The sequence below is a fragment of the Glutamicibacter sp. genome (assembly GCF_035257265.1).
Taxonomy (GTDB): Bacteria; Actinomycetota; Actinomycetes; order Actinomycetales; family Micrococcaceae; genus Glutamicibacter.
Genome location: NZ_DATEXC010000050.1, coordinates 185,911 through 198,528, shown reverse-complemented (window position 1 = coordinate 198,528; position 12,618 = coordinate 185,911). Strand labels below are relative to the sequence as shown.

Annotated in this window: 10 protein-coding genes and 1 pseudogene; 4 read left to right on the top strand and 7 right to left on the bottom strand. The window is 62.7% G+C overall.

Annotated features, from left to right (window positions below; genetic code table 11):
• Positions 1–68: 68 nt before the first annotated feature.
• The 3 genes from VJ369_RS13835 to VJ369_RS13825 are packed head-to-tail and all read left to right on the top strand — an operon-like array spanning position 69 to position 2,959.
• On the top strand, positions 69–1,340 hold the full coding sequence (locus tag VJ369_RS13835; RefSeq protein WP_324092651.1) for a cytochrome P450: 1,272 nt from the start codon (positions 69–71) through the stop codon (positions 1,338–1,340).
• A complete protein-coding gene (locus VJ369_RS13830) occupies positions 1,331–1,690 on the top strand; it encodes a 2Fe-2S iron-sulfur cluster-binding protein (protein ID WP_324092650.1) in 360 nt (119 codons plus the stop codon). Before VJ369_RS13835 ends, VJ369_RS13830 begins: the two co-directional genes overlap by 10 nt.
• 12 nt (positions 1,691–1,702) lie before the next feature.
• Positions 1,703–2,959 carry an NAD(P)/FAD-dependent oxidoreductase gene (locus tag VJ369_RS13825; RefSeq protein ID WP_324092649.1) on the top strand — a complete coding sequence of 419 codons (1,257 nt, stop codon included), beginning with the start codon at positions 1,703–1,705 and terminating at the stop codon, positions 2,957–2,959.
• A gap of 306 nt (positions 2,960–3,265) precedes the next feature.
• Here VJ369_RS13825 and VJ369_RS13820 read toward each other — a convergent pair whose 3' ends face one another.
• From VJ369_RS13820 to VJ369_RS13795, 7 genes and pseudogenes are all read right to left on the bottom strand, one after another.
• On the bottom strand, positions 3,266–4,093 hold the full coding sequence (locus VJ369_RS13820) for an ABC transporter substrate-binding protein (RefSeq protein ID WP_324092710.1): 828 nt from the start codon (positions 4,091–4,093) through the stop codon (positions 3,266–3,268).
• A gap of 20 nt (positions 4,094–4,113) precedes the next feature.
• Positions 4,114–5,145, bottom strand: coding sequence for a fumarylacetoacetate hydrolase family protein (locus tag VJ369_RS13815; RefSeq protein ID WP_324092648.1), 1,032 nt, complete (start codon positions 5,143–5,145; stop codon positions 4,114–4,116).
• Positions 5,146–5,174: 29 nt separating this feature from the next.
• On the bottom strand, positions 5,175–6,113 hold the full coding sequence (locus VJ369_RS13810) for a VOC family protein (RefSeq protein ID WP_324092647.1): 939 nt from the start codon (positions 6,111–6,113) through the stop codon (positions 5,175–5,177).
• 56 nt (positions 6,114–6,169) lie between these two features.
• Positions 6,170–7,675 (bottom strand): bifunctional 3-(3-hydroxy-phenyl)propionate/3-hydroxycinnamic acid hydroxylase, encoded by a 1,506-nt coding sequence (locus tag VJ369_RS13805; protein WP_324092646.1) that lies wholly within the window; start codon positions 7,673–7,675, stop codon positions 6,170–6,172.
• Positions 7,676–7,781: 106 nt separating this feature from the next.
• Positions 7,782–7,908: pseudogene (locus tag VJ369_RS19190) on the bottom strand (aldehyde dehydrogenase family protein); the annotation flags it as partial.
• 388 nt (positions 7,909–8,296) lie between these two features.
• Positions 8,297–9,715 (bottom strand): MFS transporter, encoded by a 1,419-nt coding sequence (locus VJ369_RS13800; protein WP_324092645.1) that lies wholly within the window; start codon positions 9,713–9,715, stop codon positions 8,297–8,299.
• A 367-nt stretch (positions 9,716–10,082) separates the two neighbouring features.
• Positions 10,083–11,459, bottom strand: coding sequence for an aldehyde dehydrogenase family protein (locus tag VJ369_RS13795; RefSeq protein WP_324092644.1), 1,377 nt, complete (start codon positions 11,457–11,459; stop codon positions 10,083–10,085).
• 145 nt (positions 11,460–11,604) lie between these two features.
• Between VJ369_RS13795 and VJ369_RS13790 the strand changes: the two genes are divergently transcribed.
• Positions 11,605–12,618, top strand: a complete 1,014-nt coding sequence (locus VJ369_RS13790; RefSeq protein ID WP_324092643.1) for an ornithine cyclodeaminase family protein — start codon at positions 11,605–11,607, stop codon at positions 12,616–12,618.

Here is a 12,618-nt window from a genome sequence, read left to right as displayed (position 1 = left end):
TATCCGCAGTTTACTGCAAGAACTTTCATTGTGACACTGGTTACAACCAATCGACAAGGAGCCTCCAGATGACCAGCCCAGCGGCCCAGTGCCCGTTCCGCGATCCCACTGCGTCCAACACCACCACAACCGCACCCGTGCCGCAGGCGGCGAGCTCGAGTTCCGACTATCCGGTGGCCGACTGGCTGGATGTCGAAAGCCTCGCCGCGGATCCCTACGCCGTCTACGAACGGCTGCGCGAAGAATCCCCCATAGCTTGGGTTCCCAAACTGCAGAAGTTCCTGGTAACCAGCTATTCCGGCTGCCATGGCATCGAGCAGGACCAGGAAATATTCAGCGCCAACGTCTCCGGTTCAACGATGAACCGTGCCATCGGCGCCCAGCCGATGCTGCGCAAGGACGATCCCGAACACGCCATCGACCGGGCTCCCATCAATCCGGTGCTGCGCCCCAAGTCAATCAAGGAGGCCTTGGCGCCGGTTTTCGCGCGCAATGCCGAGACCTACCTCGACGCATTGGAGGACAAGGGACCGCAGCATGCGGACCTGAACGCCGACTATGCCGCTCCGCTGGCCTCGCAGAACCTCATCGACCTGCTGGGTCTGCGCGACACCGACGTGCACCAGGTCCGCCGCTGGTCCCATGACTTCATTGCCGGAATGGGCAACGTCCTTGATGATCAGAAGATCTGGGCGCGCTGCGATGCGTCCACCGCCGAAGCGGACGCGCTCTTGGCAGAACTCATCGAGTTCTACCGCAGGCACCCCGACGCCTCCATGGTTTCCGCCCTGGCCAACAGCGGGCTGTCCGCGCAGAACGTCGCCGCCAATGTCAAGCTTGCGATCTCCGGCGGCTTGAATGAACCCCAGCACATGGTGACCAACATGGTGTGGGCGCTGAGCCGGCATCCGGCCCAGCGCGAGGCGGTGCTGGCCGACCCCGCGCTGTGGGCCGCGGTGTTCGACGAGACGGTGCGCTGGCAGTCCCCCATCGGGATGTACCCGCGCCAGACCACCCGCGCCACGGTTCTGGACGGTGTCCAGCTCCCGGCCGGCGCCGGCATCGGCGTCGTGGTTGCCTCCGCAAACCGCGATCAATCCCAGTTTGGCGACACCGCCGAAGACTTTGACATTCACCGGCCCAAGCGCCCCCACCTGGCCTTCGGGTCGGGCGTCCACCTCTGCGCCGGGCACTGGGCGGCCAAGACCGCCATCGGCCAGATCGCCGTCCCCAAGGCCTACGAGCGCTTCCCCTCGCTGCGCCTTGATGAGGACCGTCCCGAAGCCTGGGGCGGGTGGGTCTTCCGGGGCCTGACCAGCCTGCCCGTCACTTGGAACTAAAGAAACTCACGATACGAGGAACCACCATGCCAACCATTACCTTTACCCAGCCCGACGGGGCCGAGCAGATTCTCGACGTCGCCGATGGAACCACGCTGATGCGTGCCGCAGTATCCAACTCGGTCGATGGAATCGTCGGCGAATGCGGCGGCCAGGCCATGTGCGCCACCTGCCACGTGTACGTCCGCCCCGAATATGCCGCCCACCTGCCCGAGCTCGGCGAGGACGAGGACGAGATGCTTGACTGCACCACGGCCGAGCGAACCGGCAACTCGCGTCTGGGCTGCCAGATTGCCGTCGGCCCAACGCTGGGCAGCATCGTCGTCGACATCCCCGCGGACCAGGTCTAGGCGGTCAGGGTCATGAGCATCGTCATCATCGGAGGCGGCCAGGGAGGCCTCCAAAGCGCGGATTCACTGCGCACCGAAGGATATACCGGGCAAATCACGATTGTCGCCGACGAGCCGGGACTGCCCTACCAGCGCCCGCCGCTGTCCAAGGACTACCTGACACCGGGAAAGGAAGCGCTGCCGTTGCCCTTGCGCGGCGAGGCCTTCTTCAACGACAAGAACATAAGGATCGTGCGTGGCGTGGCTGCCACCGCCATCAACCGCCAAAATCGAACGGTGTCTCTGGCCGACGGAACGACGCTGGACTATGAGCAGCTGGTCCTGGCCACCGGCACCCGCAACCGCTCCCTGACCTGCGCGGGGTCGCAGCTGCCGGGCATCCATTCACTGCGCACCCTTGCCGACGCACAGGCCCTGCATACGGCCTTGCCCACCGCCAGGAACGTTGTGGTCATCGGCGCCGGATTCATCGGCCTCGAATTTGCCGCGGCAGCCCGCGCGCATGGATGCAACACCACGGTTCTGGAATTCGCACCCCGCCCCATGGGCCGGGCCTTGACCCCGGTTATGGGTGACTGGTTCGCCGGCGCCCACGCACGCCTTGGCATCGAGTTGAAATTATCCGAGGGAATCGACAGGTTCGAGGCCGGGGAGCACGGCCGAGTTGCCACCGCAGTGTCCACCACCGGGGCAAGCTACCCGGCCGACCTCGTCGTGGTGGGCATCGGGGTGCTGCCCAACGACTCGCTGGCACTCGAAGCGGGGTTGGAGACCGGCAACGGAATCCTTGTCGATGCGAACCTGAGGACCTCGGACCCCGCCATTTTGGCGGTAGGGGACTGCGCCAATTTCCCCCACCCCCTTGCCGGAGGCAACATCCGGCTGGAATCGGTGCAAAACGCCACCGACCAGGCACGCCACGTAGCGCGCAGCATCATGGCAGTGGAGCGCGGTCAAACAGAGGCAAATCCGTATACGGATCTGCCGTGGTTCTGGTCAACCCAGGGCCCGTACCGGCTGCAGATGGCAGGGCTGGCTCATCCCCAGGACGACACGCTGGTGCTGGGAGATCCGGAAACAGCGAGATTCTCCGTGCTGTGCTTCCGCGACGGGGTCCTTGCCGCCGTCGAGTCGGTGAACCTTCCGGCAGACCACCTGGCCGCCCGCAAACTGCTGGGCGGCTCCACCCGGCTCTCCCGCCAGGAGGCGCAGGCCGAAGGCTTCACGCTCAAGTCCGCCGCGAAATCACTGCTCGCCGCACCAGCATAGGGCGATTCGCCCGCGTCGGTACCCCACCGCCGGATTGAACTGGTGGCGGAGCACGCAAACCAGACCGGCCAACACCTTCCCAGCGGGAGCGTAGTGGCCGGTCTGGTGTGCCATCCGGGCCCCGGCAAATAGGCAGCCTGGGGAGGAGAACCGCGCGGTTGATCAGTACGGACAGAGAACCCGCCCCTGGGCAGGGCCACACGGGCAAGGAAACAACATACAGAAAAGGCAGGGGCAGGGTCGATGGATTCGACCCTGCCCCTGCCTTTTGCTCTGGCGAAAATCACCAATGCACAACGCGTGCGCTCAGTTGCCGACCGCCGCGGAGCCGGCGGCGCGGATCAGCGGTTCGGCGTCGCAGAGGGTTTCCAGGGCGATGCCTTTTGGAAGCATGTCAAGGCTTCCACGGATCTGCGTGAGCAGTTCCAGTCCGCGGTGATCCACCTCAAGGGTGCGGGCGCGTGATTCCCAAGCGCTTGCTGCCCCTGCCTGATAGCCGCAGCGTTCAAGCAAGGCGATGCCTTCGGCATCGGCCATTGATTCCCCGGCCGCAACCCCGCGCACCAGGGCGCTGAGGTAGCGTTCCAGCTCCTGTGATTCGAGGATCTCGGCACGGACCACCAGCCCTTGGCCCGGAAGATCCGGCAGCAGCGCGTTGACATCAACCACCCGGGTGAACCCTGCCTTTTCAGCCAGCTTGCTGAACGGCGGCCCGAGCAGGGTCGCGTCCACCTGTCCGTCCAGCAGCGCATCCAGGCGTTCGCGCACGCCACCGACCACCACAAAATCAACCTCCACGCCGGCGTCGCGCAACAACCGCTGGGCGATGAGCGCGAACCCATTATCGGGCGCATCCACCGCAAACCGGCGTCCTGCCAGCTCTGCCAGCGTTTTCACCTCGCCTCCTGCATGGATTCCGAGCGGCGTGGTTGCCTCAACCTGCGCCATCAGGCGCAGGTTGGCCCCGGCGCGGGTCCATTCGAAGAGGTTGTCAATCGCGGTGACGACCATGTCTTGTTCCCCAGCCAGCAATGCCCGCAGCTGCTCGGCGCTCGAGGTGGTCCGGGTGGGCACCACCTCGACGGAGCGCAGGAATCCCAGCTCGGCCGCCAGCAGGTAGGAGACCGGAGGCACGAAGTGGCTTTGGCGCAGGATCACGAGGCCGCCCCACCTGCCGCAGCAACCGCGACCGGGCGGTCGGCATACCAGGGAGGCAGCTGCCCCGAAGGTCCTCGGACGCTCGAACGCTGGGTTCCGAGGCCCGTGATCTCCGCCTCCATCACATCTCCATCACGCAGGAATCGGCCCCAGTGCGATCCGTTGCCCGCAGGCGAACCGGTGATCAGCACATCCCCGGGCTGCAGCACGGCCACCGAGGAGGCATAGGCGATCAGGCTCGGGATGTCGAAGAGCAGGTCATCGGCCAGGGCATCTTGCATCAGCGTGCCATTGAGGCTCAACTGGATCCGCAGCTTTGCCGGATCGGGCACAAACCGTTTGGGAACCACATAGGGTCCGGTGGGGAAGAATGTTGGCTGGTTCTTCGACCTGAACCAGTCGGTGCCCATCATCGCGATGTCGTTGCGCGGTACTAGTGCGCGCGCCGTGACATCGTTGACGATGGTGTACCCGGCCACGTAGTCGAAGGCCTCTGCCACAGAGACCCGGTGCGCCTTGCGGCCAATGACCACACCAAGCTCCAGCTCCCAGTCAATGCTGCCGCCGACATCGGGCAATTGCACCTCGTCATAGGCGCCACAGACAGCCGAGGGAATCCCGGTCCAGACATACGGGTCGCCCGTGCGGCCGCGTTCATCGATTTCGGCCGCGGCGTCGGCTGCCAATTGCTGCGCATCGGCACCTTCTTTCCCCAGCTTGTGGGCCACGCTCATCTGGATGACGTGCTCACGGTAGTTGGCCCCGGCGGCGATGATGGTGCCCACCGGCTGCACCGGCGGGTGCACCTTCAGGCCCTTGAGCGGGCGGGCGCCGGCGGCGGCCGGGTCCAGCTGCTCGAGCGCATCCAGGTGGGCATCCCAATGGGCGAAAAGATCCCCGATCCGCGTGATACCCGGCAGCACACTGCGCAGATCCACGACCTTGTCGCCGAAGACGGCCCCGGGAAATTGCTCCGCGCTGTCCTCGAAGGTGCCCAGCTTAAATCCACTGATGAGAGTTTCCTTCATGAGTCCTCCATGTTCCATGATTTTCTTCCCTATACCGGTGGCGGGACGAATAAGCCCTTGTCCTTGTCGTTGAACATTTCCTTGGCAATGAATTCATCCATATCCCCGCCGGTGCCCCACTGGTCCGAGGTCATCGGATCCTGGGTGTCATAGATGCTCGGGTGCCAGGTGTCCTCGTCGATCGAATCAAGTTCGGTGGTGAATTCCATGGTGTTGCCGTTGGGGTCGTGGAAGTAGGTGAAGGTGTTGTCCCCGGCGCTGTGGCGTCCCGGTCCCCAGATCTTCTTGAATCCCGAGCGCAGCAGCTTGCCGCTGCCGCGCATGTACTCGTCAATCCCGCGCAGTTCGAAGGACGCGTGCTGCAGCGAGGCGTGCGGGCCGCGGGCAATGGCGATGGAGTGGTGCTGCGAGTTGCATCGCAGGAAATAGAACAGATCCCCCATGTGCGGGTGGTTCAGGGTGTCCGAGAGCCGGAAGCCCAGGTGCTGCTCATACCAAGCGAGCATCTTCTCCGGTTCCGGGGAGTTGAGCACCACGTGGGATAGGCGCACCGGGATGGCTTCGCGTTCCTCGATTTTGCGGTGCTTGCGCACCTCGACATCCGAGGAGACCTCGATGGTTCGTCCTTCCAGGTCGAAGAATCGGAAGCCGTACCCCCCGCCAAGCGTTTTGAGGTCATCGGGTTCGCCAATGAGCTTCACCCCCTTGGCAATGAGGTCCGAGGCAAGCTGGTCCACCGCTGCATTGTCGGATGCGCCGAACGCGACCATGTCAAGGCGCTTTTCTTCGGCCTCGCGGACGCGGACAGAGTATTGCTCCGGGGAACCCTCGGCGGCAAAGTAGGTCACTCCGCCGTCGTCCTGCATCTCGGTCAATCCCCAGTGGTTCTTGTAGAAGTCAACCTGCTTCTTGTAATCGGGAACCGCGATGTCGAAGTGACGCAGGTGTGTGATCGGGCTGAAGGCCATAATTTTCTCCTGTAATTCTGTCCGCCTGGGCGGATGTGGGTGTGGCGAAGGTTGGCTTAGAGATGTGCCGGCAGGTCGTGGCCGACCATTGGGATGCCGGCAACGAGGCGTTCGAGTGCTTCGGCGGTGTCCCCAAGGCCCAGGATGTAACGGTCCGGGCGAACAACCACGACCTTGGCGCCGGCGGCCTCAAGAATTTGGCCGGCCTTGGCAGGATCGAACAAAACAACAACGTCGTCGTTGTCCTCGAGCTGGTTGCGCAGCGCAGCCGGGACGGCGGAATAGAGCTCGGGGGTGGTTGCCACCAGAAAGCGGGAACCCACCATGTCATCCAGGCGTACCCCGTCGGCGAGAATCGGCTGCATCCCGAGTCGGCCGGCACGTTCATCGGTGCCGCCCTCGTGCAGTCCCGGGCCCAGTGCCGGGGCGACGGGTGCGGAGGCCGCAGGGTTCGTCCGGATGAAGGCATCACGCTGCTTGGCAACCTCCGCGTCGGTGGTCTGCAGGAAGCCGGCAGCCTTGGCCGCCTGCTCAACCCAGAATCGTGCGTGCGGCAGGCGTTCGGACTCATAGGTGTCAAGCAGACTGCCATCAGCAGCGCCGCGCTTGACGGCGTCCAGCTTCCAGACCAGGTTGGCCACATCGCGCATGCCGGCGCAGAGGCCCTGCCCAAAGAGCGGAGGAGCCTGGTGCGCGGCGTCGCCGGCAAGGAAGATATTTCCGGCACGCCATTGGAGGGAGATTCTTCCGCGGAACGTGTAGGTTGCCAGGCGGTCCGCGGTGAATTTATCTGCCGGGAGCACGCCGTGGCTAATCCGCTCAAGGCCGGCGGGAGTAGTAATTTCCTCGGGGTCGTCCCCCGGCATCAACATGAACTCCATGCGCACCCGCTTGCCCGGGAGGCGGATCCACAGGGCGGGGCGGGTGTGGTGACCCAGGAAAATCATGTCTGATGACAGGCCCGGACTGTCTTCAAGGATCCCGTCGGCGACCAGCCACTGCGCATCCTCGCCGATTGATTCCGTCTCGATGTTCAGCGCCTTGCGGCTCTGTGAGCGGGCTCCGTCCGCTGCGATGGCCCAGCGGGCCCGGATGAGGGATTCCTCGCCGGCCGCATTTTGCACCGCCACCTCGACGCCTTCTCCGACATTGCGTACCGAGAGCACGCTCATGCCGCGGCGAAGTTCGACACCGGGAAGATCCTCGACGACCTCCTGCAGCAAGTGTTCGATGTCAGGCTGGTGGAAAGTGAGGTCATCGTGCCAGCCCTGGGCACCGATCTGCCCGGTTGGAACTGAAATGAGGACCTCGCGCTGCTCGTTTTCAATATGGAACGAGGCCATCGGCAACGTGGCCTTGGCGAAACGCTCGGCAACCCCCAAGGATTGAAGGGTGCGGAAGATTTCTCCGTCGAAGTGCACGGCGCGGGCTGTGGGCCAAGCCTGCACTTCGCGCTCCACGCCGATGGCGCTCAGGCCGGCACGGCCGAGCATAGCCAAAGCGGTGACACCTACGGGTCCTCCCCCGACCACCACTACGTCAACATCAACGATGTCTGCCATTTCACTCCTTGGTATTCAGTACGTATCGTTTCGAATAAATGTAACACTCATCACTTCACTGCGCAAGGGTTCTGAATGCACCCGAATGCGCGCCAAGCCTTGAGGCTCAGGCCTTCCATACGGTCTTGAGATTGCAGAACTCCCGGATGCCGTCAGCGGCGAGCTCACGTCCGAACCCGGAGCGCTTGATTCCCCCCGAAAGGCAGCTCCTGATTGGAGACGGTCATGCCATTGAATGAGTCCTCCGCGCTCGGGAACCACGCCGTCCTGGGACCGAGTCGAGCTTCGCAGCAAGCGCGCCAATTCGGCCGCTTCCACGAGCCATTCAAGGAATTCAGACCGGATGCGCTTCGGTGATTATTCCGCTCAATCCCATGCCCGACACCCGTACGATTCCAACGCCAGAATGTCCCCTCAAGAGTGAAAGAATTTCTCTCTCCGCCAGCGCCACCTAACGGATATGCCCCAGGCACCACTATGCCTACAGAGAAAGGAGGTCTTTTCAATGAGCCACTCCACTAGATGAACCGCAACGCATTTGCTCTGGAGAGCTTGCCTTGGCCAGCCGTTACAGACCAGTCTCAATTTGGGATGGCGTATCGGCTACCTGGATATTGCCGGCTACTGCGGGACGGTATGGTCCGCTGAACTGTCTGAACGGACTTGTGGATTCTCTCCTGCCGAATCGCTGATGCCGATTGCGGAGTGATGCCGCTTAGTTGCACTCATGGCGCCAACGACGCCGACCATCACCGCGACTGGCAGTGCCAACACCAAGAAGAATCCGGAAAATCCGAGGCCCGCACCGAGGAGAGTGCCCCCAGTGATCCCGCCAGCCACCGAACCCACTCGTCCGGCCAAGCTTGCCGATCCTACACCCGTGGCTCGCACCCGCGCCGGGTATTCAATGGTTGCGAAAATGTTTTGCGTACCACCCAGAATCGTCGGAAGAACCAGGCCTGTCAGGCTCATCATCAACACCAAAAGAGGGAACTCCATGGAGGGATTACTTCCAATGATGACTAGTGACCCTATTGACAGCACCAGGAATGTTCCCACCACTCCGAAACGGGAGTATTTCCTTAGCAGCATTCCCAACAGAATATTGCCCACCATGCTCCCTGCACCGTACAACCCGACAACGAGACTGCTCTGCGCCGTTGTCAGTCCGGGAACCGGGGCCTGCAGAAGTGTCGGCAAATATTGCACGATAGTCATTTGCACACCAAGCCCGATGAAAGCGTAGGCCCATATCAGGCCGGTCACGGCCACGAAGCGTCGCGAAAGAATGGTTTTGAACGCCCCCTTGTTTTTCTGGGCAACGGCGGGAGCCACGAGTTGCACTGTCGAGGGCAGACTGCCTGGTACGAGTTTCTCCAAGGCACGTCGAGCCCGGCCCATAGATCCCCGGGCCGCCAACCAGGCAGGTGATTCAGGAACTAGCGCAAGAAACGGGATGATCAGAGCAAGAGGAATGATGCCGCAGATTGTCATCAAGGTGCGCCAGCCGGAATCGGGGATGACGGCACCGGCTAGGAACGCACCGAATGTGGTCCCGAGTCCAATTCCCGCGGAAACGATGGCCACGAGTTGACCTCTGTTGGCAGAAGGAACCAAATCGGCCAACAGGGTCATGATCACCGGCATCACTCCGCCCAAACCGAGGCTGGACACGATTCGCCAAAAAATGAACATCTCCATATTTGGTGCCGTTGCCATGGCTATGGTGGTCACGCCGAGCAGGATCAGCGAGAGAACGGTCAGTATCTTTCGACCGAACCGGTCAGCCATCCGCCCTCCAATGATGGCACCGAGCCCCATTCCGATAAAGCTCACAGTGACGATGAAGGTAATCTGGGTGCCGGTCGCTCCCCATTCTTTGACCAGCGATGGGAAAACATGGCTCACAATCGTGATGTCCATCCCGTCGGCCATGAGGACCAAGGCGATCACGCCGAAGACCAGCCAGTGCCGTGCTTTAAGGCCCCCGCTATCTATGAATTCTTGCGGTGTGACGGTCGATGCTTTGACAGTATTCACTTTGATTCACTCCTTTCGATTAAAAATGCAGAGTCAAGGCTGTCCGAGAGGAACTCGAACTGCCTTTTCGCCATGCCAATAATTGGCTTGATCTTTTGTAGATCCCTTGCGACCAGACGGGGCTCCGGGCGGCCGCATTTCGCGAGCTTAGAAGAGCACATGCTCGCAGTGCGCATCCACCTGCTGCTAATACCCCAGGGCAACGGATTTACGAGATCAGTGAGCACTTGCCGATAGATCTCGACGCCTGGTGAATTTCACCTACCCGAACAACGTTCAACGCGCTTCTTTTCACGTGAAGGGTGGATTAGTTACGCTGCCAGGCAAAGGTTCAGAATGCACCCGAATGCGCGCCAAGCCTTGAGGCTCAGGCCTTCCATACGGTCTTGAGATTGCAGAACTCCCGGATGCCGTCAGCGGCGAGCTCACGTCCGAACCCGGAGCGCTTGATTCCCCCGAAAGGCAGCTCCTGATTGGAGACGGTCATGCCATTGATAAACACCGCGCCGGCGTCAATACCGGCGGTAAACCATGCTTCTTCCTCGGCGTCGTTGGTCCAGACCGCGCTGGAAAGCCCGAAAGTCGTCTGATTAGCGATGCGCAGGGCATCTTCGCGGTCACTCGCTCGGTACAGCGAGGCAACTGGACCAAAAGTTTCTTCCTGGATGATGCGCATCGATTCGGTCAGGTCGGCGAGCACCGTGGGCGCGTAGAAGAACCCCGGCCCCTCGGGAACGGTCCCGCCGGTGAGCACCTGGGCACCTAGGGCGCGGGCGTCTTCAACGAGTTCGACCAGATCGTCACGCCCGGACGCCGTGGCCAGCGGTCCCACCTGGGTCGCCGGATCCAACGGATCCCCGACAACAAGCTCCGACATCAACTTCGCGAATTCGGCGGCGAATGCGGCATAGACCTCGGTGTGGACGATGAAGCGTTTGCCGGCAATGCAGGACTGTCCGTTGTTGCTGATTCTTGCGCGCACGGCCGTGGCTGCCGCAGCGGCGACGTCGGCTGAGGGCATGACAATGAACGGGTCGGAGCCGCCCAATTCCAGCACCGACTTCTTCACATGGTCCGCAGCAATGGAAGCCACCGAGCGGCCCGCGGGCTCGGAACCCGTGAGGGTCACTGCCTTGACCCGGGGGTCGGCAAGCACTGCGCCAACTTCGGCGCCACCGATCAGCAGCGTGCGGAAGGAACCCACCGGGAAGCCTGCCCGTTCAAAGAGCGTGTCGAGGAAGATCGCGGCCTGGGGCACGTTCGAGGCGTGCTTGAGCAATCCGGAGTTGCCGGCCATGAGCGCCGGAGCGGCAAAGCGGATGACCTGCCAGAGCGGGTAATTCCACGGCATGACGGCCAGGACGGCGCCCAGCGGTTCGTAGCGGGTCCATGCCCGGCTGGCACCGACGCTCGACGGATCTGCCAGCGGGGCATCAGCCAGGAATCCCTCGGCCTGGGCGGCATAGAAGCGCATGGCTTTGACGCACTTGTGCACCTCGGCCACCGATTGCGCGATGGGCTTGCCCATCTCCACGGTGATCATTTCACCCAGGCCCTCGGCCTGGGCTTCCAGATTCTCCGCAGCGGTGAGCATCCACGCCGCTCGCTGGGCAAAGGTGGTGCCACGTAGCACGCGCGCCGCTTCGGCGGCTTCGGCAATGCGGTCCTGGACTTCCTGGGCCGAATGCGGCTCGATGATCATTTCGGTCGAACCTGTGGTCGGGTTGATGGTTGCGATTGCCATGGGATGGGATCCTTTTCTTCGGAAGTGTTCTCTGTCACGACTATATAGGATACGATTCGTATCGGATACCATTTGTTTCCAGCACATGAATCCACCCCCATCCGCAGCGCGGCCACCGGCTGCCCGACACGCAAGGAGTGCCCCCGTGAGCACCAATGGCGAGCTTCCGAAGAATCTTCCACTCTTTCTCACCGACGCCGATGTGGCCAGTCTTTCGGATTGGTCCGGGGCGATCGAAGCCATCCGCGCCGCCTACCAGGCGCCCGGCGACGAGGCCGGAACCCCCGGTCGGATTTTCGCCCAGACTCCGCGGGAATGGTTGCGGATCATGCCTTCGGTGCCGCCCAGCGGGCAGCTGTTCGGTGCCAAGTCGATCGCCGGGTCCTTCGCCGACGGCCTGCGCGTCAGCTACCTGATTTCCCTCTTCGACAAGGACACTGCGGATTTGGTGGCGCTGGTTGACGGAAATCGCGTCACCGGCCTGCGCACCGCAGCGACCACGGCAGTGGGCACCTCCACGATCGTGCCGCAACGGCCGCTGATCGTGGGAGTGATCGGCTCCGGCTTCGAGGCGCGCTCCCACCTGGAGGCTTTTTCCCACGTGCTCCAGTTCGCCGAGATCCGCGTTTACTCACCAACTCCGGCCAACCGCGAGTCCTTCGCCGCGCAGTTCGACGGCGCCTTCGGCGCTCCGGCACATGCCGTTGGCTCGGCCCGCGAAGCCGCCTACGGTGCGGATCTGATCCTGTGCGCAGCCCGCTCTCGCGATGAATCACCGACACTGCAAGCAGACTGGGTCGGCCCTGACACCGCAGTGGTTTCCATTGGTTCCACTACTGCAGCCCAGCGCGAGCTGCCAGCCGAACTCATCGCCCGCGCCGCGGTGGTTGTTGTCGATTCCCGAGACGAGGTAGTCAATGACAGCGGAGATATGATCGCCGCCCGCGCCCACGGCGTCGACGTCGATTCACTCGTTGCCACCCTCAACTCGGTCCTCTCCGGTGAAACCGACATCGATTCGGAGCACGGGATCAGGATCTACAAGTCAACCGGGTCCGGTCTGCAGGACATCGTGGTTGCCGAGATGCTAGTGGACCGCGCCCGCGCTGAGGGCATCGGCACTACCTTGCCCGTCGGCATCGTCACCAGCCGCAAATAA